This is a genomic window from Eubacterium maltosivorans, from assembly GCF_002441855.2.
In the GTDB taxonomy this organism is placed as follows: domain Bacteria; phylum Bacillota; class Clostridia; order Eubacteriales; family Eubacteriaceae; genus Eubacterium; species Eubacterium maltosivorans.
Genome location: NZ_CP029487.1, coordinates 2,755,776 through 2,780,621, shown reverse-complemented (window position 1 = coordinate 2,780,621; position 24,846 = coordinate 2,755,776). Strand labels below are relative to the sequence as shown.

Annotated in this window: 29 protein-coding genes; 25 read left to right on the top strand and 4 right to left on the bottom strand. The window is 45.5% G+C overall.

All coding sequences use genetic code 11. The features are described 5' to 3' along the window. Positions 1 to 70: 70 nt before the first annotated feature. The gene (locus tag CPZ25_RS20525; RefSeq protein ID WP_167495231.1) at positions 71 to 238 is read left to right on the top strand and encodes a hypothetical protein; all 168 of its coding nucleotides are present in this window, start codon (positions 71 to 73) and stop codon (positions 236 to 238) included. Here CPZ25_RS20525 and dnaA read toward each other — a convergent pair. After that, positions 225 to 1,574, bottom strand: a complete 1,350-nt coding sequence (gene dnaA, locus CPZ25_RS13150; protein WP_074616390.1) for a chromosomal replication initiator protein DnaA — start codon at positions 1,572 to 1,574, stop codon at positions 225 to 227. The two genes, CPZ25_RS20525 and dnaA, sit on opposite strands and share 14 nt — an antisense overlap. A 511-nt stretch (positions 1,575 to 2,085) precedes the next feature. Between dnaA and rpmH the strand changes: the two genes are divergently transcribed. The 18 genes from rpmH to rpsR all read left to right on the top strand — a co-directional run bounded on the left by rpmH (position 2,086) and on the right by rpsR (position 15,411). After that, positions 2,086 to 2,220 (top strand): 50S ribosomal protein L34, encoded by a 135-nt coding sequence (rpmH, locus tag CPZ25_RS13145; RefSeq protein ID WP_013378361.1) that lies wholly within the window; start codon positions 2,086 to 2,088, stop codon positions 2,218 to 2,220. A 94-nt stretch (positions 2,221 to 2,314) separates the two neighbouring features. After that, positions 2,315 to 2,665 (top strand): ribonuclease P protein component, encoded by a 351-nt coding sequence (gene rnpA / locus CPZ25_RS13140; RefSeq protein WP_224168776.1) that lies wholly within the window; start codon positions 2,315 to 2,317, stop codon positions 2,663 to 2,665. After that, positions 2,658 to 2,870, top strand: coding sequence for a membrane protein insertion efficiency factor YidD (gene yidD, locus CPZ25_RS13135; RefSeq protein WP_074616391.1), 213 nt, complete (start codon positions 2,658 to 2,660; stop codon positions 2,868 to 2,870). Before rnpA ends, yidD begins: the two co-directional genes overlap by 8 nt. A 33-nt stretch (positions 2,871 to 2,903) precedes the next feature. Further along, entirely contained in the window at positions 2,904 to 3,827 is a 924-nt protein-coding gene (locus CPZ25_RS13130) for a YidC/Oxa1 family membrane protein insertase (protein ID WP_096918804.1), read from the top strand. A 62-nt stretch (positions 3,828 to 3,889) separates the two neighbouring features. After that, positions 3,890 to 4,516, top strand: coding sequence for an RNA-binding cell elongation regulator Jag/EloR (gene jag, locus CPZ25_RS13125; RefSeq protein ID WP_038353309.1), 627 nt, complete (start codon positions 3,890 to 3,892; stop codon positions 4,514 to 4,516). Between the two features lie 180 nt (positions 4,517 to 4,696). Next, positions 4,697 to 6,073, top strand: coding sequence for a tRNA uridine-5-carboxymethylaminomethyl(34) synthesis GTPase MnmE (gene mnmE / locus CPZ25_RS13120; RefSeq protein ID WP_096918803.1), 1,377 nt, complete (start codon positions 4,697 to 4,699; stop codon positions 6,071 to 6,073). Between the two features lie 9 nt (positions 6,074 to 6,082). Further along, entirely contained in the window at positions 6,083 to 7,984 is a 1,902-nt protein-coding gene (mnmG, locus tag CPZ25_RS13115; protein ID WP_074616394.1) for a tRNA uridine-5-carboxymethylaminomethyl(34) synthesis enzyme MnmG, read from the top strand. Continuing rightward, positions 7,977 to 8,696, top strand: coding sequence for a 16S rRNA (guanine(527)-N(7))-methyltransferase RsmG (gene rsmG / locus CPZ25_RS13110; protein ID WP_096918802.1), 720 nt, complete (start codon positions 7,977 to 7,979; stop codon positions 8,694 to 8,696). Before mnmG ends, rsmG begins: the two co-directional genes overlap by 8 nt. A gap of 50 nt (positions 8,697 to 8,746) precedes the next feature. Then, positions 8,747 to 9,556, top strand: coding sequence for a ParB/RepB/Spo0J family partition protein (locus tag CPZ25_RS13105; protein WP_096918801.1), 810 nt, complete (start codon positions 8,747 to 8,749; stop codon positions 9,554 to 9,556). A gap of 182 nt (positions 9,557 to 9,738) precedes the next feature. Next, positions 9,739 to 10,503 carry a ParA family protein gene (locus tag CPZ25_RS13100; protein WP_058696453.1) on the top strand — a complete coding sequence of 255 codons (765 nt, stop codon included), beginning with the start codon at positions 9,739 to 9,741 and terminating at the stop codon, positions 10,501 to 10,503. A 3-nt stretch (positions 10,504 to 10,506) separates the two neighbouring features. Next, positions 10,507 to 11,406, top strand: a complete 900-nt coding sequence (locus tag CPZ25_RS13095; protein ID WP_096918800.1) for a ParB/RepB/Spo0J family partition protein — start codon at positions 10,507 to 10,509, stop codon at positions 11,404 to 11,406. Beyond that, positions 11,390 to 12,469 (top strand): G protein-coupled receptor family protein, encoded by a 1,080-nt coding sequence (locus CPZ25_RS13090; RefSeq protein WP_138721009.1) that lies wholly within the window; start codon positions 11,390 to 11,392, stop codon positions 12,467 to 12,469. The genes CPZ25_RS13095 and CPZ25_RS13090 overlap by 17 nt, the downstream gene beginning before the upstream one ends. A 2-nt stretch (positions 12,470 to 12,471) precedes the next feature. Then, positions 12,472 to 13,122 (top strand): CvpA family protein, encoded by a 651-nt coding sequence (locus CPZ25_RS13085; RefSeq protein ID WP_096918799.1) that lies wholly within the window; start codon positions 12,472 to 12,474, stop codon positions 13,120 to 13,122. 12 nt (positions 13,123 to 13,134) lie between these two features. Further along, positions 13,135 to 14,016, top strand: coding sequence for a mechanosensitive ion channel family protein (locus CPZ25_RS13080; protein WP_058696303.1), 882 nt, complete (start codon positions 13,135 to 13,137; stop codon positions 14,014 to 14,016). A gap of 12 nt (positions 14,017 to 14,028) precedes the next feature. Further along, positions 14,029 to 14,232 (top strand): DUF951 domain-containing protein, encoded by a 204-nt coding sequence (locus tag CPZ25_RS13075; protein ID WP_058696302.1) that lies wholly within the window; start codon positions 14,029 to 14,031, stop codon positions 14,230 to 14,232. 171 nt (positions 14,233 to 14,403) lie between these two features. Then, entirely contained in the window at positions 14,404 to 14,691 is a 288-nt protein-coding gene (gene rpsF, locus CPZ25_RS13070; RefSeq protein WP_013382826.1) for a 30S ribosomal protein S6, read from the top strand. A gap of 10 nt (positions 14,692 to 14,701) precedes the next feature. Then, complete coding sequence (locus tag CPZ25_RS13065) at positions 14,702 to 15,166, top strand: single-stranded DNA-binding protein (RefSeq protein WP_013382825.1); 465 nt, start codon at positions 14,702 to 14,704, stop codon at positions 15,164 to 15,166. A gap of 17 nt (positions 15,167 to 15,183) precedes the next feature. Beyond that, the gene (gene rpsR / locus CPZ25_RS13060; protein WP_013382824.1) at positions 15,184 to 15,411 is read left to right on the top strand and encodes a 30S ribosomal protein S18; all 228 of its coding nucleotides are present in this window, start codon (positions 15,184 to 15,186) and stop codon (positions 15,409 to 15,411) included. Positions 15,412 to 15,453: 42 nt separating this feature from the next. Here rpsR and CPZ25_RS13055 read toward each other — a convergent pair whose 3' ends face one another. Together CPZ25_RS13055 and pdxR are read right to left on the bottom strand one after the other, a co-directional pair. Further along, on the bottom strand, positions 15,454 to 15,723 hold the full coding sequence (locus CPZ25_RS13055; protein ID WP_074616402.1) for an acylphosphatase: 270 nt from the start codon (positions 15,721 to 15,723) through the stop codon (positions 15,454 to 15,456). Between the two features lie 10 nt (positions 15,724 to 15,733). Further along, positions 15,734 to 17,152 carry a MocR-like pyridoxine biosynthesis transcription factor PdxR gene (pdxR, locus tag CPZ25_RS13050; RefSeq protein WP_096918798.1) on the bottom strand — a complete coding sequence of 473 codons (1,419 nt, stop codon included), beginning with the start codon at positions 17,150 to 17,152 and terminating at the stop codon, positions 15,734 to 15,736. Between the two features lie 125 nt (positions 17,153 to 17,277). Here pdxR and pdxS point away from each other — a divergent pair, with 125 nt between their 5' ends. Both pdxS and pdxT read left to right on the top strand, forming a co-directional pair. Then, positions 17,278 to 18,150: a pyridoxal 5'-phosphate synthase lyase subunit PdxS gene (gene pdxS, locus CPZ25_RS13045; RefSeq protein WP_096918797.1), complete on the top strand. Its 873-nt coding sequence runs from the start codon at positions 17,278 to 17,280 to the stop codon at positions 18,148 to 18,150. Further along, positions 18,131 to 18,766 carry a pyridoxal 5'-phosphate synthase glutaminase subunit PdxT gene (gene pdxT, locus CPZ25_RS13040; RefSeq protein ID WP_074616405.1) on the top strand — a complete coding sequence of 212 codons (636 nt, stop codon included), beginning with the start codon at positions 18,131 to 18,133 and terminating at the stop codon, positions 18,764 to 18,766. Before pdxS ends, pdxT begins: the two co-directional genes overlap by 20 nt. 29 nt (positions 18,767 to 18,795) lie before the next feature. Here pdxT and hslO read toward each other — a convergent pair whose 3' ends face one another. After that, positions 18,796 to 19,701, bottom strand: coding sequence for an Hsp33 family molecular chaperone HslO (hslO, locus tag CPZ25_RS13035; RefSeq protein WP_058696297.1), 906 nt, complete (start codon positions 19,699 to 19,701; stop codon positions 18,796 to 18,798). Positions 19,702 to 19,983: 282 nt separating this feature from the next. On the opposite strand from hslO, the gene CPZ25_RS13030 reads away from it, so the two are divergent. From CPZ25_RS13030 to dnaB, 4 genes are read left to right on the top strand one after another with little or no spacing between them, the layout of a single operon-like run. Continuing rightward, positions 19,984 to 20,952, top strand: coding sequence for a YybS family protein (locus CPZ25_RS13030; RefSeq protein ID WP_074616406.1), 969 nt, complete (start codon positions 19,984 to 19,986; stop codon positions 20,950 to 20,952). Continuing rightward, complete coding sequence (locus CPZ25_RS13025) at positions 20,949 to 22,928, top strand: DHH family phosphoesterase (RefSeq protein ID WP_058696295.1); 1,980 nt, start codon at positions 20,949 to 20,951, stop codon at positions 22,926 to 22,928. The genes CPZ25_RS13030 and CPZ25_RS13025 overlap by 4 nt, the downstream gene beginning before the upstream one ends. Next, positions 22,925 to 23,374 carry a 50S ribosomal protein L9 gene (gene rplI / locus CPZ25_RS13020; protein ID WP_074616407.1) on the top strand — a complete coding sequence of 150 codons (450 nt, stop codon included), beginning with the start codon at positions 22,925 to 22,927 and terminating at the stop codon, positions 23,372 to 23,374. Before CPZ25_RS13025 ends, rplI begins: the two co-directional genes overlap by 4 nt. 57 nt (positions 23,375 to 23,431) lie before the next feature. Continuing rightward, positions 23,432 to 24,772 (top strand): replicative DNA helicase, encoded by a 1,341-nt coding sequence (gene dnaB, locus CPZ25_RS13015; RefSeq protein ID WP_058696293.1) that lies wholly within the window; start codon positions 23,432 to 23,434, stop codon positions 24,770 to 24,772. Positions 24,773 to 24,846: the final 74 nt, after the last annotated feature.

Below are 24,846 nucleotides of genomic sequence, written 5' to 3'. Positions count from 1 at the left end.
GCTTCCCTGAATATTAAATAATATATAAGTATTTATTTTAGTAATAATAGTAGTAGGGGATGTGCGGACTGTGGATAACTCAGAAAACAGCGAAAGACTGCTGGAATTTGAGATGATTCACAGTGGACAAGGTGTGGATAAACCAAGGTATTCCGTGTTGAGAAAAATCCGGTTATCCACAACAGATAAAGGACGTTCCGCAGAGCAAAAATTTGGGCTCGGCGTCAGTTACCTGTAATTTCCTTTTGTATGCGGATAATCAGGTTTTTAAAATCTGTGTTGGCTTCCATTTCTTCGTTGATCTTCTGACAGGCGTGGATGACCGTGGAGTGGTCACGGCCACCAAATTCTTCGCCGATCTTTGGAAGAGAAAGGTCGGTTAAATCGCGGGTAAGGTACATGGCGACCTGGCGGGGAAGGGAAATAGCCTTTGTTCTTTTTTTGGAGTCGATATCTTCAATGGTGACATTAAAGTATTTGGCGGTCATTTCCTTAATATAAGTACTGTTGATGACAATGTTTTCCTTGGCTTTGAAGATATCCTTTAAGGCGTCCTTGGCTGTTTCCAGACAGATGGGCTCGCCGTGAAGCTTGGAGTAAGCGACCACTGTGGTTAAAGCGCCCTCCAGTTCGCGGATATTTGAGTGTATGCTGTCCGCGATAAAGCTGAGCACATCGTTTGGAATCTCTTCCTTATAGGATTCGGCTTTTTTACGCAGGATGGCGATTCGCGTTTCAAAGTTCGGAGCGGAGATATCTGTGATCAAGCCCATCTCAAAGCGTGAGCGCAGGCGCTCTTCCAGCTTTGGAATTTCCTTTGGCGGGCGGTCTGAGCTGATGACAATCTGCTTGTTTTCCTCGTGAAGGGCATTGAAGGTATGGAAAAATTCCTCCTGTGTTCCGTCTTTGCCGGCAAGGAACTGGATATCGTCGATGAGCAGGATGTCCACGTTGCGGTATTTGTTTCTGAAGTCAATGTTGTTCTGGTTCTGGATGGCGTCGATGAATTCATTGGTAAATTTTTCACAGGACACATAAACCACTTTTTTGGTGGGCGCATAGGAGAGAATATAATTCCCGATGGCCTGCATAAGATGGGTTTTCCCAAGACCGACACCTCCGTAAATAAACAGAGGATTGTAGCGTTCTGAGGGCGCTTCTGATACAGCGACGCAGGCAGCGTGCGCAAATCGGTTATTTTCACCGATGACGAACTTTTCAAAGGTATATTTGGGATTCATACTGCCGCCGTTGTTTGAAGTCTTGGTGTTTCCCTCATTTTTGGGCATGGGAGCGCTTTGTTCAGCAATATCCGGCACTTCCTTCTCGGATAAAACGATCTGGACTTTGCATTCCTGTTCCATCACCTGGCTCAGTGCGTTGGTAATCAAAGCCTTGTAGCGGGTTTCAAGCATGCCGCGTTCAAAATCATTATCTGAAATAAGATAAAAGGTGCCGCCGATTATTTTTAGCGGCTTTGTATTCGTAAACCAGGTATTGTAGCTGAGCTCAGACATCTCTTCCTTAATAAGGCTCAGCGCTTTCTCCCAGATTTTTACAATTGAATCATCCACAAGTCAACCTCCGATTTGTTTTTGAGTATTAGGGTCGTTTAATTAAGATTTTATGCACAAAAGTTAAACAGAGTTGTGCACAGGTGTTAAATTATTTTAATTGTAAACACAAATGTTAATAAAAAAATAAGTATTTATCCGCAAGAAAAACCGCCTAAACAAGCCGGTTTCAGAGTTTTTATCAAATTGTGCACAGCTTATCCATAAACTAATAAACAAAAAACGAAAGCTGTGGAAAAGTTTAGATACTTATTAACAGTATAGTACAGTATAACAAAGTCCTGTGGATAATTCAATAAGATTAAAGGAGATTGTGGATAAAAAAATGGGTTTTTACCAGTTTAGAACAAAAAATACCATTACAGATGCCATGAAAAAAACAAAGGAAAACATGCCTTTTTGAGAAAATTTCTTGACAACAGAGAGCCAAAATTATATAATCCTAAAGTAAAAGTCTAATATGCTTATGAAAACTAAATGATGATAAATCGGAAAGTCAGGGGGTGTCGTAATGAAAAGAACATTTCAACCAAAAGTAAGACAACGTAAAAAAGAACATGGTTTCAGAAAAAGAATGTCTACCACAAGTGGTCGCGTGATTTTAAAGAAAAGAAGATCAAAAGGTAGAGCAAAATTATCTGCATAGACTTGTATGGACCGTTTAAGCTTCTTGAACGGTCTTTTGTTTACTGTGGCTTACCTGTAAATCGGGTAAAAACTCAATGTCAGGAGTAATCTTTTTGGCAAAAATTTGTACATTAAAAAAGCAGAAAGACTTTAAGCTTGTGTACCAAAAAGGGAAGGTCTTTGGCAATCGTAATCTTGTGATGCATTATTTAAAAAATGGGAAAGATACCAATCGTCTGGGTATCATAGTGAGCAAAAAAGTTTCCAACCGCGCGGTTGTGCGCAACCGTATCAGGAGACAGCTCAAAGAAGCCTACAGGCTTAATGAAAATCAGTTTGCACTGGGATATGATTTAGTATTAATTGCCAAAGCCAGCTGTAAAGATGAAAAATATCCGGTTATTGAAAAATCTTTAAAGCATTTATTTTATAAGAAGAATCTTATGAGGCAGGATCATGATTAAAAGGTTTATTTTAAAATTGATACGAGGCTATCAGCGCTATATTTCGCCCTGTCTGCCGCATTCGTGTCGATTTTTACCAACCTGTTCAGAGTATTGCTACCAGGCCGTAGTGAAGTACGGTATTTTTAAAGGACTGTTCCTCGGTACCAAAAGAATTTTAAAATGCCATCCCTTTCATCCGGGAGGCTATGATCCGCTCCCCTGAAAATCTCAGGGGAAATTTTAAAGGAGCTATTGCATGCATATTTTATATCAGGCATTTGGGTTTGTACTGTTTCAAATCTATAATCTTGTTCAGAATTATGGCGTGGCCGTCATTCTGTTTACTATCCTGGTAAAATTTTGTATTTTACCACTGAACATCAAGCAGACAAAATCCATGAGAGAAATGCAGGCGTTACAGCCTGAACTGCAGAAGCTGCAGAAAAAGTATAAAAATAATCCAGAAAAGCTCAATCAGGAGACCATGAAGCTGTACAAGCTTTATAATGTCAGCCCGATGGCGGGCTGTCTTCCGCTTCTGATCCAGCTGCCCATTATTTACGCTTTGTTTGGAGCTCTGAGAGATCCTGGGAAATGGGTATTTACAAACGGTGATGTTTTAGCCATCAGCCAGCAGTTTTTATGGATTCCTGATTTAGGGAACCCGGACCCATGGTACATTCTGCCAATTCTTTGTGTGGTCTTTACCTTTATTACACAGAAGTTTACCATGTCTGTACAGAAGGGAACCATGGATCCATCTGCTGAAAAAACCCAGAACATGATGCTTTACATCATGCCGATTTTCATCGGTTTCGCAGCCATTGGCATGCCGGCCGGTGTCGCGCTGTACTGGGTTGTTCAGAACGTCTTTACCTTTGTCCAGCAGTTTATCATGCTGCGCAAGCCTGCTGAAAAGATCGACCCGCGTGAAGCTGAAAGACGTGTTGAAGAAGCAAAACGAGAAGAGATCAAAAAGAAAAAGGAAGAACGCAAGCAGCAGAGTGAAGCCAGAGCAGAAGCCATGGCGGCTCAGTCCGGCAAGCCAGTGAAAAAGAAGGAGGAGCCGACCGACAAAAAGCCTTTGACAAGACCGGCTTCCAGTAAAAAGGTAAAACGCCAGACCATCACTAAAATTCCTGAAAGGGATGCTTCGGTGGAAGAGCCAAAAAACAAATAGGATTATGGGAATGAGGCTCTGGTCCCTGGCCGGAGTCAGGATATCTGCTAAGGAGAAGAATCATGAATAAAATGGTAGTTGGTAAAGGAAAAACCATTGAAGATGCCATTAATGCAGGTTTAAAAGAATTGGGCGTAACGCTGGACGAGGTGGAAACCAACGTCGTTCAGGTACCGGAATCCGGCGTTTTTGGTATTTTTGGAAAAAAGGAAGCGGTTGTCGAGGTCACTGTTTTAAACAATGCAGGCAAAAAGGCGGAGGTTTTTCTGGGCGAAATGCTGGATGCCATGAATATTCCCTGTACCATCACCTCACATTTGGAAGACGATGTGCTTCATGTTGAGCTTGAGGGAAAGGATATGGGCATTTTGATTGGCCGTCGAGGCCAGACACTGGATTCTCTTCAGTATCTGGTAAGCCTGGTGGTCAACCGTTCTGGTGAAAAGTATATCCGCGTGGTTCTGGATACGGAAAATTACCGCAGCAAGCGCCAGAAAACTTTGGAAGCGCTGGCTGAAAAAATGGCCTCAAAAGCTGTGCGTTACGGAAAGAAAATGTCACTGGAGCCCATGAATCCGTCTGAAAGACGAATCATCCACGCAAAGCTTCAGAACAGCGATAAGGTTTTTACCTTCAGCGAGGGTGATGAGCCTTACCGCCATGTCGTTATTCAGCTAAAGGATAAGTAAGGTATGCTTGTCCTGTTATAGGTTTATTTAAAAAACTATGCTATAATGTTAGGGAAAAACACTTTGATTCTCATAGAATTAAAGTGTTTTTTCTGAATTAAGACCCTCATTAGCCATTACCAATGAACAATTTTTGAAATTATTTATTGTTAATTGTTAAAACGAGTAAAGGAAATAAAAATGAACGAAGCATTATTAAATGAAGATACCATCGCAGCGGTTGCCACTGGGCTTGGCGGTGCGGGCATTGGCATTATACGCGTCAGCGGACCGGAAGCGGTGTCCATTGTCACCCGGCTTTTTGTAAATCATGCTGGTAAAACTGTGGAGGACGCAGAATCGCACAAGCTGCTTTACGGCAATATCCTTGAGCCTGAGAATGGAAAGATCATCGACGAGGTTCTGGTCTCAAAAATGAAAGGTCCCTTTTCCTACACCGCCGAGGATGTGGTGGAGATCAACTGCCACGGGGGCATTGTGTCGCTAAAAAAAATTTTGGACGCGGTTATCCGATCAGGTGCGCGTCTGGCAGAGCCGGGCGAATTTACCAAGCGCGCCTTTTTAAACGGACGGCTGGATTTAGCCCAGGCCGAAGCCGTCATGGATATTATTTCGGCCAAAACTGAAAAGAGCCTGGAGTATTCCGTTGGTCAGCTTGAAGGAAAGCTTTCTCAGCGTCTGGACGCCATCGACGCATTGCTCATTGATGTCATGGCAAATGTGGAGGCCAACATAGATTATCCAGAATACGATATTGAGGAGGTGACCACCGCCTATCTGAATGACCACATCCATCAGGCCATGGACATGGTGGATGCGCTGCTCAAAGCGTCCGAGACCGGAAAAATCTATCGCGAGGGGATTACCACTGCGATTCTTGGAGAGCCCAATGTTGGAAAGTCCTCCCTGCTCAATACGCTTTTGATGGAAAACAAAGCCATTGTTACAGAGATTCCTGGAACAACCCGGGATATTATTGAGGAATATATCAATATCGGCGGCATTCCATTTAAAATTATCGACACCGCCGGTATCCGTGAGACGGATAACCTGGTTGAGCAGATCGGTGTGGAAAAATCGCGCCAGCTCATTAAAAATACGAATCTGGTGCTATTTATGACAGACCTCAGCCGTCCCTTCTCCGATGAGGAAAAAATGCTTATCGAGGAGCTGGACCCGTCAAAAACCCTTTTTATCGCCAATAAAACAGACAGTAGGATAGAGGGCCGGGATATTCCCGAAGGGTGGCTGCCGCTGTCCTTAAAAGAAGATGAGGGCATCGAGGTGCTCAAGGATAAGATGCTCGAAATGGTTATGGGCGGTTCTGTGGATCAGGAGGCAGATTATATCGTCAACAATGTGCGTCACGTCCATCTGCTGGAGGAGGCCATGACCTGTCTTAAAAACGCTCTTGTAACCATCGATATGGGAATGCCGCTGGAGCTTGTCTCCATTGATATTAAGGACGGGCTTGAAAAGATCCGCGAAATTACCGGACGTTCGGTAGGTTCGGATATTGTCAATCAGATATTCAAGAATTTTTGTATTGGAAAGTAGAGGAATACCATGAACTATCAGGGAGGAAGCTTTGACGTGGTTGTCATCGGCGCCGGACACGCCGGCGCCGAAGCAGCTCTGGCGGCTGCGCGTCTGGGCTTTGAAACCTTATTATTAACCATCAATCTGGATTCTGTTGCCATGATGCCCTGCAACCCATCCATCGGCGGAACGGGTAAAGGGCATCTTGTACGTGAGATCGATGCTCTGGGCGGCGAGATGGGTAAAAATATTGACGCTACCATGATCCAGTGCCGGATGCTGAACACAGGTAAAGGTCCGGCAGTCCATTCTTTACGGGCACAGGCGGATAAAAAGGCTTATCAGTTCCGGATGAAGGAAGTGATCGAGAATCAGGAGCATCTGCTGTTAAAGCAGCAGGAGGCTACCCGTATTATTGTGGAAGACGGAAGCATTACCGGAGTAGAGGTGCAGACCGGAGCCGTTTATCAATGCAAGGCCTGCGTGATCTGTACCGGTACTTACCTTAAAGGGAAGATTTTTATTGGCGAGGTTCAGTACGACGGCGGACCAAATGGTCTTTTTCCTGCCATGCAGCTGTCAGACAGCCTTCTTAAACAGGGCATTGAACTGCAGCGTTTTAAAACAGGCACGCCTGCCAGAGTAGACGGAAAAACTGTGGATTACTCCAAAATGCAGATTCAGAACGGTGATGAAAAAATCGTTCCGTTTTCCTTTGAGACGGAGAAAATTGAAATTGACCAGGTACCCTGCTACCTGACCTACACTAACGAGGAAACCCACCGGATTATCAATGAAAATATGGAGCGTTCTCCACTGTATACTGGGGATGTCGTCGGGGTCGGTCCGCGCTACTGCCCGTCCATTGAGACCAAGGTCATGCGTTTTGCCGATAAACCCAAGCATCAGATTTTTATGGAGCCTGAGGGGCTGAACACCAGCGAGGTTTATGTGCAGGGCATGTCCTCCTGCCTTCCTGAGGATGTTCAGATCGCTCTTTACCGCACGGTCCCTGGAATGGAGAATGTCGAGTTTATGCGTTCAGCTTACGCCATCGAGTATGATTGTATCTATCCCACCCGGTTAAAGGCCAGCCTGGAATCTAAAGATATTAAAGGTCTTTTCTTCGGGGGGCAGATTAACGGGACGTCCGGTTATGAGGAAGCTGCGGCGCAGGGACTCATTGCCGGTGTTAATGCTGTGCGCGCCATCGAGGGAAAGGAGCCGGTTATTCTTGACCGCTCGCAGGCCTATATTGGCGTTTTGATTGATGATATTATCACCAAGGGAACAGAAGAGCCCTACCGCATGATGACTTCCCGCTCAGAGTATCGATTGCTTTTACGTCAGGATAATGCTGACTTGCGGTTAACACCCATTGGCCATGAGATTGGACTGATCTCAGATGAACGCTATTCGGCATTTTTGCAAAAAAAAGCAGCGGTTGAGCGGGAAAAGGAAAGGTTAACCCAGTTAACTATTAAACCCGGTGAACATACAAACAAGGTACTCGAAGGTATTGGAAGTTCACCCATTAAAAGCGGCGTAACCCTGGCAGAGCTTATCCGCCGACCAGAGGTGGGATATGCCAATACCGCCGAGCTTGACCCTGAGCGTCCGGTTCTTTCTGACGCTGTGTGCGAGCAGGTAGAAGTCCAGATTAAATATGACGGTTACATAAAAAAACAAATTGCCCAGGTCGAGCAGTTTAAGAAAATGGAAAAAAAGCTCATACCAGAAAATATTGACTATAGCGCCATCGGCGGGCTTCGACTTGAAGCGGTTGAAAAGCTGACAGATATTCAGCCAAAATCCATGGGACAGGCTTCACGTATTTCTGGCGTATCCCCGGCGGATTTATCGGTCCTGCTCATTTATCTGGAACAAAACCGAAGACAGGCGCCGGCAGAGGGAGATAAAAATGAATAATGTTGAAAAGCTGATCGCTGCCGGTGAAAAATGCGGAATTGACATTGACGAAACGCAAAGCCGTCTGATGGTCCTTTATATGGAAAAACTGCTCGTTATGAATGAAAAGATCAATGTCACACGGATTACGGATGAGGATGAGTTTATTGAAAAGCATCTAATCGACTCGCTCACCTGTCTTCGATTTATTCACCACGATGCGAAATCAATTTTAGATGTAGGCACTGGCGGTGGTTTTCCAGGAGTGCCCCTTGCGATTATGCTTCCAGAAGCGGAAATCACCATGATGGACGCTACGGGTAAGAAGCTGAAGCTCATTGAAAATATCTGTGCCGAGATAGGAATAAGAAACGTGGAATTTCTTCACGGCAGAGCGGAGGAATTTGGAAAAAATCCTGCCTACCGGGAAAGCTATGACTGTATTGTATCCCGGGCGGTGGCGAACTTATGTTTGCTTTCGGAGCTGTGCCTGCCATTGGTGAAAAAGGGAGGCCAGTTTATTGCCCTTAAAGGAAAAAACTACCTGGATGAGATGGATGATGGAGAAAAGGCGATTAAGGTCCTTGGCGGAAAAATAACCGGAATAGAATCCTGTTTGTTACTGCAAAGCGACTTGGTTCATGTTATAATATTAATTGACAAAGTTAAAATCACACCGGAGAAGTTTCCGAGATCCTTTGGTAAAATTAAAAAGGAACCTTTTCCGGGTTAAGATGTTTCACGTGAAACATGTCATATGAAACACATGTAGGAGATAATCAAATGAAGAGTATTATTGAATCAAATGTTGAACAGATACCAGTTGATAAAATCCTTCCAAATCCAAATCAACCAAGAAAACATTTTGAGGATTCTGCTATTACCGAGCTGGCGGAATCCATTAAATCCTTTGGTATCATTCAGCCCATCCAGGTTCGGAAGATCAGTGATGAGTTTTATGAACTGGTTTCTGGTGAACGTCGGCTGAGAGCCAGTAAGGTAGCAGGGGAGGAAACCATCCCAGCCATCATTGTGGAAATGTCTGATCAGGATTCCGCTTTGATCGCGATTATGGAAAATGTTCAGCGTGAAGACCTGACTTATTTTGAGGAGGCTGAAAGCTACCGGCAGCTCATGGAATATTATAATTTAACGCAGGACCGCATTGCCGAGCTTCTTGGAAAATCCCAGTCCTTCGTCGCGAATAAAATTCGCCTTTTAAAGCTGGATCCATCCATTATCGATACATTGACTGAAAACAATTTGACAGAGCGGCACGCTCGGGCTCTTTTGAGAATCCCGGATACAGAGCTTCAGGAAGAAGTTTTGAAACAGGTCGTCAAAAAAGATATGACCGTCAAAAAAACCGAGGAATTGGTTGAGAAAATCCGTAAGGATGTCCTGACAAATAATTATGATGAAAAGCTGACGTCGGAAAAAAAGGCCAGGGTCAAATCTTTTATCAACGCTCAGATCTATATCAACACAATCAAGACTGCATTTAAGGCTGTTAAGGAAAGCCGTAACACGGCAGAGTATAAAGAAATCGAGCGGGAAGACTGCGTCGAAATAAAAATTATTATTCCGAAGTAGGGAGTAACAGAATTAAAAAACATTTTGCTTCTTCACGATGAAGAAGCATTTTTATGCAAAAAAATAATTAAGATACCAATAAAAAATGGACAAACCAGTCTGTTGTTTATTATAATATTAGAGTACAAACTGTGCCGAGATTATGTATGTTTCACGTGAAACATATTGGAAAGGACCCTGATATGGCAAAAACTATTGCGATTTTTAATCAAAAGGGTGGTGTCGGAAAGACAACGACAACCATGAATCTCACCACTGCGTTAAGCATGATGAATTATAAAGTACTGACCGTTGATACCGATCCCCAGGGGAATACAAGCAGTGGCTTCGGCATCAATAAAAATGAGCTGGAAAAAAGTATTTATGACGCGCTCATTGTCGGGGATGATCCCAAAGAGATTATCCTGACAACCTCGTACAAAAACCTTCACATCCTCCCATCTAATCTTGAACTGGCGGGAAGTGAAATTGAACTGACAAACATGAGTCAGCGTGAGCTGAGATTAAAACACAGCCTTGAGAGTGTTCAGGATTTTTATGATTTTATTTTCATTGATTGTCCGCCGTCCCTGGGGCTTTTAACCATCAATGCTCTGGCAGCCTCCGATTCAGTCTTGATACCGATCCAGTGTGAGTTCTATGCGCTGGAGGGGGTTGGTCAGCTGATGAATACCGTCGGGCTTGTAAAAAAAGGGCTAAACCCCAAGCTGGAAATTGAGGGCGTTTTAATGACCATGTACGACGGCCGTACCAATCTTTCGCTTCAGGTTGTGGATGAAGTAAAGGAATATTTCAAGGACAAAGTGTATAATACCTATATTCCGAGAAATGTCCGGCTGGCGGAAGCGCCGAGCTATGGTCAGACAATTTTTGAATATGCGATCAACTCAAAAGGTTCTCAGGCCTATTCAGAATTTTCACAAGAGTTTATAAAAAGGCAGGAATAGATCATGGCGAAAAGCAGAGGATTAGGAAAGGGTTTGAAGGCATTAATTCCCGATGAAAGCTTTATGAGCATTGACAACAGTGATGCTGATAATGCCGGAAAGCTGGTCTTTTTTCTCCAGATCAATAAGATAAGACCAAATGCCGACCAACCCCGTAAAAAATTTAATCGGGAAAAACTGGAAGAACTGGCCGCTTCCATTAAGGAGCATGGTATTCTTCAGCCATTGGTGGTAAGGCCGGAAAATAACGGCTATACCATTATTGCAGGGGAGCGCCGCTGGCGGGCAGCAACCATGGCTGGGCTGAAAGAGGTTCCGGTTATTGTGAAAGACCTGCCGGCAAAAGATGTTATGGAGCTTGCACTCATCGAAAATGTTCAGCGAGAGGACCTGAATGCTATCGAGGAAGCCGAGGCCTATGGCGCGCTTATGGAGCATTTCAATCTGACACAGGGTGAGATCGGTATCCGTATCGGTAAAAGCCGGGCGGCTATTACCAACACTATGCGGCTTTTGAATCTTCCGGATAAGGTGCGGCAAGAAGTTCTTGACGACCATATCAGTTCAGGCCATGCAAGAGCTCTTTTGTCACTGGAAGATCAGAAGCAGATGGAAGCACTGTGTGAAGAGATTATTGATAAAAAACTCAGCGTACGTGAAACCGAAAGAAAGGTGAAGCTGCTGAAGAATCCTCCGAAGGAGGAGAAGGCAAAGTCTGAAAAAAATCCGTATATTACCGCAGTGGAGGATGGATTAAAGCAGAAATTTGCCACCAAAGTAAAAATCTCCGGGAAAAAGGATAAGGGGAAGATCGAGCTGGAGTACTATTCTACAGAAGATCTGAACCGTATTCTGGACCTTTTGGGATATGAAAATGACGGGAGTAATGATGAATCAGAATAATTATCACATTAAAAAAAGGATGAGCCCGATAGAGACAGCGCTGCTCGGCAACCTGATTTATATCGTGCTTGTTCTGATATTGAAAAATGTTCTAGATCTTATAGGAAATGATGGCAACTATAAGCTCTGGTTTGGCGCCATCGAGTTGGTGATAACAGCAGTTTACTGGATATTCCTGAACTGGTTTTTGTTCAGAAATCCGGCAAGTCACCAGGATGGGAGCTATGCAAAATACATATTTTTTAGTCTTCTGCCCATACTGGTCTTTACCATCGTATCCACTGTTGTGATTTACGCAGCGCCTGGAACAAACTTCACCAGCGCCTGGAATGAGTTCACCTTTCTGGTGGCACCGACGATTTTCTGGTATTTACCCTATGGATTAATCTATCACTTTGTCGGCTCAGCCATTCCCATTATTGTGTACTTTGTTATCTGCCTGATACTGGTTGTTGTTTTCCAGAGTATTGGTATTGCCATGGGCTCAGGGAGACGTAAAAAGCTGCGCGAGCGTGCGGAAAGACGTGAAAAAGAAAAAGAACAGATCAGTGTTGAAAAGGTCATTGAGCCATATAATAAAAAAAGAAGACCCGCGGCCAGCCAGCAGGCAGCGCCGCAGAAACCAAAGAAAAAAGTACCGCCAAAGCAGCAGCCTAAAAAGGCTGACCCAAAAGATCCATTTGGCGATGACGATGATCAGCCGCAGATTATTTATACCGAAGCTTTTTCCGTCATAACCGATGAAATGCTTGAAGAAGCAGAACGGCGTAAGAGGGAAAATCTTGAGGACAAGATGGCTGATGCTGCTGGCCCTTCTGGAGAAACAGAAGAAATTCTGGATCATGTGGAAAAAGGCCTGATCGATGAAATTGATACTGAAGCAGTTAACCGCGCCATAGCTGAAACCCAAAGAGGCCTTAAGGCAGCGAAGCAGCCGGGAAGAGCGCCACGTGAAAAAGATAACGTGCTTGACAGAGAAAAATCAGAAACACAGGATATCACAGCAGAGCTGGAACATATCCGTAAGCTGATGTCTCAGAATGATAAAAATAAAAGGAAATAAATATGAATATGACAACTCTTGACATCATCTGCATTGTGCTGGTGATCGGGGTTGGAATGATCGGTTATATAAAAGGTGCAATAAATACGCTCATTGGTCTGGCGGGATTTATTGCATCTTTTGTCATAGCCAGGATTTTTTCAGCACCGGTAACAAACTGGCTGCTCAATGTAGAGCCTGTCAAAAATTTTATTAATGATGCCATCACTCAAAATGTCATAAACGCTGTAGGACAGTATGGAAGTGAGGCGCTTACAAATCTTCAGGGAATCGCAGGACTTGACTTTTTGTCGGGCATTACCGACACATCGGCGCTGTCCGGCAGTGCGGCAGCCGCCCAGGCTGTCAATCAGGCACTTCAGCCGGTCATTTATCAGATTGCAAACGGATTTGTATTTCTGATTCTGCTGCTGTTGTGCAGCGCGGCCTTTGGCATTATCCGCCATATTGGAAAGGGAATGAACCGCGTGCCTGTTATCGGCACCGCCAATAGAGTGGCGGGGCTTGCCATTGGTCTAGTCATTGGACTGGTGATCGCCGTGATTGTGATCGCCGTCGTATTATATTATGGTATTTTTTCAGGGGACGTCGCCATTGTACAGTTGGTCAAGAATGGTGTCCTTACCGGGCCGATAGCATTGTATCTGCATTAGAAGGGAGGATTTATGGTATACGAAAATGTTGGAGATCTCTGGCAGCATTTGCTGAGTGGAATTGATCTGAGCGAGCTGACTGAAAAAATCATTTCGGTTGTCATCACGATTATTGTCTTTTTTATTCTCATCAAAGTCAGCAATGGGCTGGTCAATAAATTTTTCAATGAAAATAAGAAAAATATCACACCACAAGAGCGAAAAAGAGTACTTACCCTTAAAAAGGCTTTAAAGACGTTTTTAAGGACGGCATTGCTCTTGACGGAACTATTGACCGTTTTATCCTTTTTCACCGACGTAGGGGCCCTTCTCGCGGTTGCCGGAGTTGGAACTCTGGCCATTGGTTTCGGCGCCCAGGGCCTGGTGGAAGATGTCATGAGCGGTTTTGTCATTATTTTTGAAAACCAGTTTTCTGTGGGCGATTATGTGACCATTGATAATGACCACTACGGGGTGGTGGAAACCATCGGCGTCCGGACAACGGCGATACGGGAAATGGATGGCGGTCTGTTTATTATCCACAACGGAAAAATCGACCGGCTCATTAACCACTCTAAGGGAACCATCAAGGCTGTGGTGGACGTCGGAGTTGCCTATGAAGAAAATATTGATTATGTACTCTCTGTTCTCCGGGAAATCTGTGAGGAAGTTTATAACGCCAACGAAACGTTGTTTGTCGGGAAGCCAGAGGTACTGGGTGTGACCCGGATGGACCCATCGTCCATGAATATCCGCATCATTGCTGACGAGGACGCGGCCAGAAAGGTAAAGGCGGAAACTGCTCTCAGAAAACGCATTAAGGAAGTTTTTGACGAGAAGGGAATCGAGATCCCTTATGGCAAATACGTTGTCTATTCCAATGGACAGTCTAAGCCGCAAATTATGGAAAAATAGAAAGGAGCCTGTATGGAAAACAGGGAATATGGCCTTGGGGATATTGTGGAGCTGAAGAAAAAACACCCCTGTGGCAGCTATAACTGGAAAATTCTTCGCATGGGAGGAGAAATCAAGTTAAAATGTACAGGCTGTGAGCACATGGTTACTGTGCCGCGGTCCAAGTTTAATAAGATGATTAAAAAAGTTGTTGAACACAACGGGGATGATCAATAGCAGACGCATAAACTGGTATAGCCAAGACTGCATCTTTTATCTGGAGGAAATTCTGAGCAAATTCTTTTTTAAAAAAGAGTTTGCTTTTTTTTACTTTTATGATATACTATTGAACTGTACCCTTGCGCATTGCAGAAGCGGTGCGCCATAGTCCACAAGGAGGTGAATGAAATGAGAGCTTACGAAACAGTATTTGTTTTACAACCTGAATTAGAAAAGGAAGTTACAGATTCCTGGATTGAGAAGGTTAAAGGCGCCATTGCAGCAGCAGGTGAAGTTGGAACTGTTGATGAATGGGGTAAAAGAAAGTTAGCTTACGAAATCGACAAAAAGTATACCGAAGGTTACTATGTTGTGATTGAATTCAAAGCTGAACAGTCTGTATTAGACAGCCTTGACTACTTATTCAAGATGAATGAAGAGTTCATCAGAAGCATCATCGTTAAAAAAGAAAAATAGAGGTTAAACCGTGAATAAAGTAATTTTAGTAGGAAGATTAGCAAGAGACCCTGAACTGCGCACAACCAATACCGGAAAATCAGTAGCGACTTTTTCTTTAGCTGTTGACAGACGGTTCAAACAGGAAGGTCAGCCAACCGCAGACTTTTTCAATATTGTTGCATGGGGAAGACAGGCTGAAGTCATTTGCCAGTATCTTGGCAAGGGCAGACAAATCGCTCTGACCGGAAGATTACAGTCCCGTTCCTACGACGCTCAGGATGGCTCTAAACGTTACGTGACAGAGGTTGTTCTGGAAGAATTTGATTTTATCGGTAGTAAAAATGATGGCGGCGGAAGCGGTTATAATGATAATTTTGGTGGCGGCTACAATCAGGCGCCGGCAAAAGCAGCACCGCAGCCAGCCAATAATATGCCTTTAGATTTCGATGACGATTTCCATTTGATGGCAGACGATGACGAAGTACCTTTTTAAGATAGGAGGATAAAACAATGCCAAAACCGTTTAAAAGAAGAAGAAAAGTATGCGAATTCTGTGAAAGACATGAAACAGAAGTCGATTATAAAGATGTGGCTACGTTAAAGAAATACATTTCTGAACGTGGCAAAATCTTACCAAGAAGAGCTACTGGAACCTGCGCAAAACATCAGCGTAAGGTAACCGAAGCTGTTAAACGTGCACGTAATATTGCATTATTACCATACACATCTAACAACTAAAAAGCATAAAAAACACCAGAATCTTTAGATTCCGGTGTTTTTTTAATACTTTATTTTAAATTTGCCATCCACTCCCAGAGCGATGGGTTTCATGGAATAGTCATCCACACGTATAAAATGGTTGCCTTTTCGGACAGCGACCATAAACTTATGAATCAGAGCTTCCTCACCCTGGACTTCCATATCCACCATTCCGTTGTCCAAATTGCGGACCCAGCCAGTCAGGCCATAACCTGCTGCAATGGACTGGACAAAATACCGGAAGCCGACGCCCTGAACACGGCCCTCAACAATGATATAATAACGCTTCATAGTTTTCTCCTCAGTAAATCGCGCTCCAGGCATGACCTAAAAGCGCCACAGCATTCTCGATTTCTTCTTCAGTAAAGCTGGCGTAGCCCAAGACGATGACGTTACGGGGCATTTTAATATCTGACTCAATATAATATTCTGACAGTCCGTAGACCCGGATACCTGCAGCCTTTGCCCGTTCGACAAGGGCTTCCTCAGTACAGGGCGGATCAAATTTCAGCAGCAGATGAAGCCCAGCGTTTTCACCGGAGATTTCTATTTTATCCGCCATGGGCAGCCTGCGGATACATTCCAGCATTTTATTCCGCCGCACCTTGTAAATTTTACGCATCCGGCTTAAATGACGCTCAAAATGGCCGTCCTCCATAAACTGGTGCAGGGTATGCTGCTCAAAGCGGGCAACAGTGGAGGAGTAAAAGGAAAAATCCTCACAGTAGCTGTGGAGCAGCCGCTCGGGCAGAATCATGTATGAGATACGCATGGAGGGCGCGAGACTCCGGGTAAAGGTGTTAAAATAAATGACCTTATCTGCGGTGTCCAGTCCCTGCAGGGCAGGAATCGGGCGACCGTTAAAACGAAACTCACTGTCATAGTCATCCTCGAGAATATAGCGCTCCGGAGACTCCAGCGCCCATTTCAGCAGTGCCATGCGCCGGCCCACAGGCATGACAATGCCTAATGGAAACTGGTGGGACGGTGTAAGATGGAGGATATCCGCACCGGAATTTTTCAGGCTTTCCATGGATACACCGTCATCGTCCAGGGACATAAGGCTCACGTCTGCGCCGTTACTTTTAATAACCTTGTAAACCTTGTTGTAATTGGGATTTTCCACCGCGTAGCGGCTTTTCCGCCCGAGAAGCTGCACCGCAAGTCCCAGCAGATATTCCGAGCCGGCGCCGATGATGATCTGCTCCGGCGTGCAGTTGACCCCGCGGTACTGGTGCACATAGTCCGCGATGGCCTTTCTCAGGGGATAATACCCCCTGGGATCTACGGCCCTCAGCAGATTGCGGTTGCGGTTGTGGAGGATTTCCCGTGAGATTTTTGCCCAAGTTGGGAAAGGAAAGAAGTTGGCGTCAACAGTATTGGTTTTAAAGTCATAAAGCCACTGCTCACGCTTGGGCTTTTCGTCTGAGTGAACCGCTGCCTCAGGAGGATTTTTTGGTATATCGGGCAGCATGTCCTCCAAAACCGCCACGTAGTAACCGCTCTTGGGCTTAGATATAATATAACCCTCTGCAGCCAGCTGCTCATAGGCTGTGGCCACAGTATTTTGGCTTATTTTCAGGTGGGCGGCCAGCTTTCTTTTTGAGGTCAGTTTTTCACCGGGCTGCAGCCTGCCGGTTTCGATTTCCTTTCGGATAAAGCTGTATAGCTGCTGATACAGTGGAATTTCGTGATCGGGATTCAGAATAAAGGTTAACATAATTCTCCAATCTGATACTATTAATTATTTTAAATCTGGTTATTGTGCAGGAGTCAGTTCTTAACTATAATAATACCCAAGCTTACAGATATCTGTCAATAAAAAATATAAATTGGAGAAAAATCATGACAAATGAATTAAATAAAAATCTGGCTCAAATGTTTAAAGGCGGAGTGATTATGGATGTCACTACACCGGAGGAGGCAAAAATCGCCCAGGAATGCGGGGCGGTAGCGGTTATGGCGCTGGAGCGGGTTCCGTCAGACATCCGAAAGGAGGGCGGCGTCGCCAGAATGAGCGACCCAAAGATGATTAAGGAAATCCAGGAGGCAGTGACTATTCCGGTTATGGCGAAGGTGCGGATCGGTCATATCGCTGAAGCGCAGATCCTTGAATCATTGGGAATCGACTATATCGACGAAAGTGAAGTCCTGACGCCTGCGGATGAAAGCTTTCACATTGACAAAACCGCATTTAAGGTTCCCTTTGTATGTGGTGCGAGAAACCTTGGGGAGGCGTTGCGCCGTATCGGGGAAGGTGCTTCTATGATCCGTACAAAGGGTGAGGCAGGCACTGGTAACGTCGTCGAGGCAGTGCGCCATATGCGGACCATTCAGGCGGATATGCGCCAGATGGCCGGAATGCGCAGAGAAGAGCTGATGGCCTATGCCAAGGAAATTGAGGCGCCGTACGATCTGGTGTGTGAAGTCCATGAAAGCGGCAGGCTGCCTGTGGTTAATTTTTCCGCTGGCGGTATCGCGACACCGGCAGATGCAGCCCTTATGATGCAGCTTGGCAGTGAGGGTGTTTTTGTGGGATCAGGTATTTTCAAGTCGGAGAATCCCGAGAAGGTTGGAAAGGCCATTGTCAAGGCAACGGCCTGTTACAATGATCCGGAAATTCTGGCTGAGGTCAGCGAGGGCCTTGGAAAAGCCATGTCCGGCATCGATTTGAAGGATTTGACCGAGGAAGAGCGCTATGCAGGCCGGGGCTGGTAAAGGCCCGAGCGTCGGGGTTCTGGCGCTTCAAGGCTCAGTGGAGGAGCATCTGGAGTGCCTGGGCCGTCTGGGCGTGCGGGGCATACCGGTAAAACGAAAAACGGAAATCGCGTCTGTGGACGGTATGATCCTGCCTGGAGGCGAGAGCACGACCATCGGTAAGCTTCTGCGGGACTTTGGCCTCATGGAGCCGCTGAAAGACCGTATTCTGAATGGCATGCCGGTCTGGGGGACCTGTGCGGGGCTTATTCTGCTGGCAAGGCATATACTGGGAGAAAAGCCGTATCTGGACGTCATGGACATCACCGTCAGACGTAATGCCTATGGACGGCAGATTGACAGCTTTAAGCGTTATGAAACCATTCCGGCCTTTGGCCAGGCGCCGATGCCGATGGTTTTTATCCGGGCGCCCTACATAGAGTCTGTAGGAGGCGGCACAGAGGCGCTGTGTGAGCTGGAGGGGCATATTGTAGCTGCCCGACAGGAAAATATGCTGGCAACCGCCTTTCACCCTGAGCTGACTGAGGACGCGGGAGTGTACCGCTATTTTCTGAAGATGGTTGAAGAGGCCGGAAACCAAGGTTTCATTCCGGTATCCACTAAAAAAACGAACTGAGTTTTCAGTTCGTTTTTTTAGTGCTTTTATTATTCTGCGTCCACGACCTTAAATTTCTGCATTTTTTTCTTTGTTACCATCTGAAGCAGGATCTGCAGATCCTCTGGAGTAAAATAGTAATGTTTGCCGCAAAAATCACAGTTGACCTCAATGGTCTTGCCGTCGTCGATCATTTCCTGCAGATCTTTTTCACCGACACTGATGAGGGCTTTGGTGACACGTTCTCTCGAACAGTCACATTTGAACTGGGTGGGCAGACGGTCAATGATGTTTACGCCGAATTCGCCCAGTATAATTTCCAGAATTTCTTCGGGAGTCTGGCCCTTTTCCAGAAGTGTGGTGACGGATTCGGCCTGGCTTAATTTTTTCTCAAGCTGGTCGATGATTTCGTCAGAGGTATAAGGCATGAGCTGGATGATAAAACCGCCAGCCTGGTTGACCTCTGTCTCTTCCTTTAAGGTAAGACCAAGTGCCACAGAGGTTGGAATCTGCTCAGAAAAGGCATAGTAATAGGTTAAATCCTCAGCAATTTCGCCGGTTACCAACGGTGAGGTGCCCACATAAGGTTCCTTTAAGCCAATATCCTTAATAATACTTAAATTTCCATTTCCAATCACCTTTTCCGTTTCAAGCGGGTTTTCACTTTTCACCTGAGGTTCAAAGACGAATCCCTTGACATCGGCCTTGCTGTTGGCAGTGACAGTAATACCGCCAATGGGGCCGTCACTTTTAATCTGCAGGGTCAGTACCTCATCATCGTTTTTCATCATGCTTCCCATTAAGCTGCCGGCTGTCAGCAGGCGGCCGAGTGCCACAGTGGCAGCAGGGGAAGTATTGTGTATTTTATGCGCATGGGCACAGAGCTCCCGTGTCGTCGCGGCATATGCGCGAATCTGTCCGTCGGCAGCTGTGGCTCTTACAATATAATCAGACATTGTTTCTCCTTTCAGTTATCCACTTAAAAATAGTTTAACATTTCGTAAAAGATTCTTCAATTAAATGCTGATATTATTTATACCACAAAATCATAAAGATAAAAAGAATGTTGCAAAAATGTTGTGAAATTTACAGAAATGTGTTCATTAAGCCGGGAATGTGGTATAATATCTAGGTTCATTTTAGTCTTTTTAAGGACGACAGGTATTTTAAAACTAATTCAAGGTGTATCGTGTATAATAAAAGTGGATATATATGCCTTGAAAAGGAAGGTATGAAAAATGAAAACTAAGGCCATAACAGAGGGTGCAATGCTGTGCGCATTGGCGGTAATCATCGCTCTGTTTTCTTCTTATGTTCCCTTTTTACTGCTGCTTTTTTTCCTGATTCCAGTACCGATGGTGATACTGGCGGAAAAACAGGGCTTTAGGGTAACACTTATCGCGGGCCTGGCGGCAACGCTGATTCTATTTATGTTTATGGACCCGCTTACAGCCGGGGGCTATGGTATCTATATGATTTTTGTGGGCTGTAGTCTTGGGTATATGTATTACAAGCGTAAAGATGGTTTTCTTAAACTTGCTGTCGCTTATGCGGGGATTTTTGCAGCGATCATTCTGATCATTATTTTGCTGCAGGTCCTGACGGGACAGAATTTTGTCGCAATGCTTACAGAAACCATTGATACCTCATCGGCGCAGGTAATGGACGTTTACCGTTCTCTGGGCGCGTTTCCGGAGGATCAGCTGAGCTTGTTGCAAACAGCCGTTGACCAGATGAAGGAGACCATGAAAATGGTCATTCCGCTGGCGTTTCTGATTTCGCCATTCTTTATTGCCTGGGCGAATGTGTTAATTTCTGACACGATCCTGAAACGGATGCGTCTGCCGGTAAAAACCCTTCCGCAGCTCAGTAAATGGCGTCTGCCGAGATCCTTTAAAAATTTTCTCATTATGGTGGTCATTGTCCTTTTAGTCATTGATCTGGCACATATTGATACGATTCCGGCCGTCTACACCTATACACTGATGATGATTATCTATCTTCTGTATTTTTTAATGGGGATATCCTTTGTGTACTGGCTGATAAACCGCAAGCGGGCGAAGGAATCCATGGGCCTGAAGATTCTGATCGTCGTACTTTGTCTGTTTATACCGTATATTTCCTATATCATTTCTTTTGTAGGCGTTGCGGATATTTACATTGATGTACGAAAATTTATAGAAAATCGAGATGGTACAAACATATGAAAGAGAAGCAATCAATCGCGTCGAAACTCTATCTGGTGATTTTTCTGCTGTCGCTGATTCTCCTGTTCTACAATATCCCGCTTGGGTGTCTGGGCGTTCTGCTCTGCGGTATCTGCTTCTGGCGTGACAGCCAGGAGGAAAAGCAGTCCAATCTGCGTCTTCAGAAAGCCATTGAGACTATTTATGGCGATATCGACCGTTTAAACCAGGAGCGGATGTATGAGTTGCCGATTGCCCTGGTCATTGTCAATGAAGACGGACAAATCTGCTGGTATAACCAATATTTTGATCGGAATTTTAAAAAGAAGGATACGGCGGCCAATTTTTTTGGCAAAAAAATTCAGGAAGAGCTTGGGATTGATCTGGAAACCCTGCTCAGGGAAAAGGAACAGGAATTCAACCACAAAGATACAGACTATACCATTGTGTCAAACAGCTTCAGCGATGGAGATGAAACACTGATCCTGTTACACTTTTTCGACGTCACCATTCAGAAAAAACAGCAGGAAATCTATAAGGAAAACGAACCGGTTTTCTGTTATATTTTAATCGACAACTACGACGATATCATCGAGCAGCTCCCCAGCCATGAGCGGTCTGCGGTTCTGAGCCAGATTGACCTGAAGATCAACGAATGGGCCAAGACGGTCGGAGCGGTGATTATTCAATATGAAAATGACCACTATTTAATGATTTTTGAAAAAGAAAAACTCAGGGCCATGGAGGAAGAGCGTTTCCGTATTCTCGATGAAATCCGGGAGACAGAAACGGAAGAAAAATCCCAGGTAACCCTGAGTATCGGTATTGGTGTGTCTGATGAGCCACTGGCCATTCGTGAAGCCGACGAGCTTTCCCACGCGGCGCTGGACATTGCCCTTGCCCGCGGCGGCGATCAGGCCGTTGTCAGGCAGGATGAAAAGATGGCTTTTTATGGCGGAACCACCGAAGCCACGGAGAAACGGACCAAGGTTAAGGCAAGGGTTAAGGCCCACGGCCTCAGAGAGCTTATCCGGGAATCCGATAATGTTCTGATTATGGGGCATCAGACACCGGATATGGATTGTCTGGGTGCGGCGGTCGGCCTTCTGGGCGCCTGCAAGGCCCTCAATAAAACCGGTAAGATTGTTATCAAGGAGATTAACTACAGTATCAAGGAGCTGTTTCAGTATCTCATGGAAAATGACGAGTACCGGGAATCTTTTATCAAGCCAAAGGAAGCGGAGGACTACATTACGCCCAATACCCTGCTGATCATCGTGGATACCCAGAACGCCAATTATCTGGAGGTTCCAGAGCTGATCGAAGAAATCGAAAAGATTGTGGTTATCGACCACCACCGGCGTTCAGGAAAGTTCATCGAAAAGACGGTGCTCAATTACACCGAGGCCTATGCCTCCTCGACCTGTGAATTGATCACCGAACTGCTCCAGTACCTTGATGAAAAGGAAAGCATGAACGAAACCGAGGCCAATGCCCTCATGGCAGGTATGTGCATGGACACAAAGATGTTCACCTTTAAAACAGGGGTGCGGACCTTTGAGGCAGCCTCCTATCTCCGTCGTAAAGGCGCGGATACCATTATCGCTAAAACCATGCTTCAGGATGACCTCGCAACCTATTCCACCCGGTCAGAAGCGGTGCGGAACGCGAAAATCTATTTTGACAGCATCGCGATTTCCCAGTTGGAAAACGAATCGGAATATGCTAAGATCATCGCTGCCCAGGCAGCGGACGAGCTGTTAAATATCAAGGGGATCAATGCATCTTTCATCCTCTTAAAGAGTGGCAGCGGGCTGGTTATCAGCGGCCGTTCCATGGGTGAGGTTAACGTTCAGCTGATCCTCGAAAAAATGGGCGGCGGCGGTCATCTGGCCATCGCGGGTGCCCAGCTTCCGGATATCAATGATCTGGATGTCGGAAAACAGATGTTACTTGACGCTATAGAAGAATATATGAAAGAGAGAGAAGAAAAATGAAAGTAGTGTTATTAGAAGATGTTCAAAATGTCGGCAAAGCCGGCGAAATTGTCAATGTTAAGGATGGCTATGGCCGTAACTTTTTAATCAAAACCAATAAAGGTCTTCCGGGAACAAAGGAAAATATTGCTAAGGCAGAGGAAGCTCAGGCTCTGAAAAAACAGCAGATGGAAGAAGAACGCCAGGCTGCTGTGGCTATGGCCAAGGTCATTGACGATACGACCATCACCATCGCTGAAAAAGCAGGGGAAGACGGAAAGCTTTTCGGCTCTGTCACAAGCAAGGATATTGCGGAGGCCCTGGAAGCTCAGAAAGAGATCAAAGTGGATAAACGCAAGATCGCTTTAAACGCACCGGTCAGAAATGTCGGACGCATTGAGGTGAAGGTTAAAACCTATGCCGGCGTTGAGGGCAACCTGACAGTGGTGGTTGAAGCCGCAAAATAAATTTGGAAATCCGTGCCAATTTCCTGGGAAATTTTTTAAAAAAGGAGGTGAAATCAGGTGATTAACCCGAAGACTCCGCCCCACAACCTTGAAGCAGAGCAGTCGGTGCTCGGAGCGATTTTGCTGGAAGAATCCAATATCGCCAGAGCCGAGGAGCTGCTGTCGCCGGATGATTTTTACAGCACAGCCAATGCCAGAATATTTGAATGTATGCTGGCACTGCATGATGAAAGACGGCCCATTGATACCGTAACCCTGATCAATATGCTTAAAAACCGGGGCGTTCTTGAAGAAATCGGAGGACCGGCCTATATCGCGGGATTGGTTGACCAGGTCCCCATGTACACGAATTATGAGGAATACTGTAAAATTGTTCAGGAAAAATCGGTTATACGAAACCTGATTGACACCGCCACCGAAATTCTCAATGAAAGCTACGGCCAGTATGACGATGTGGAATCCGTCATCGAAAGCGCAGAGCAGAGTATTTTTAAGGTTTCACAGGGGAAAAAACGTGGAGATTTTGAGCCCATAAGCGAGACCCTTGGTGAAACCCTGATGCAGATTGAGACGATCCAGCAGAACCAGGGTAATCTGACCGGTCTGACCACTGGCTTTTCAGAGCTTGATCTTTATACCTCCGGTCTGCAGAGGTCTGACCTGATCTTCGTGGCGGCGCGCCCCTCCATGGGTAAAACGGCCTTTGCCTTAAACCTGGCCCAGAACGCTGCCCTGAAGGAAAACGCAGCGGTCGCTATTTTCAGTCTTGAAATGTCCAAAGCCCAGCTGGTACAGCGTATGCTCTGCGCGGAATCTCTGGTCGACAGTAACAAGATCCGTACAGGAGAGCTTTCACCGGAGGACTGGGAGAGCATCTCCCTTGGCTACAGCCATTTATACAATACCAATATCTTTATTGACGATACTCCGGGGGTGACATTGTCAGAGGTAAGGTCAAAATGCCGCCGCCTCAAGACAGAAAAAGGACTGGACTTGATTCTTATCGACTACCTGCAGCTTATGAGCGGAAGGGGAAAGGCGGAAAACAGGCAGAATGAAATTTCGGAGATCTCCCGAGGTCTGAAGGGCCTTGCCCGTGAAATGGACTGTCCGCTGATCTGTCTCTCACAGCTCAGTCGTGCGCCAGATGCGAGGACAGACCATCATCCCATGCTCGCCGACCTCCGTGAGTCTGGCTCCATTGAGCAGGATGCGGATGTGGTTATGTTTTTATACCGTGATTATTACTATAACAAGGAATCTGAGCCACACATTGCAGAGCTGGATATCGCTAAACAGCGTAACGGCCCGACCGGCCGCCTGAAGCTTGCGTGGCTGCCTGAATATACTAAATTTAATGATCCCGCCCCTGATTTCTACGAGGACCCGGGATACTGATGCTGAATCCAAATTTGCCATCGGCAAATTTGGTAGCGAACAGGAGCGTAAGTGGGTGAGCGATAATGAAGCTA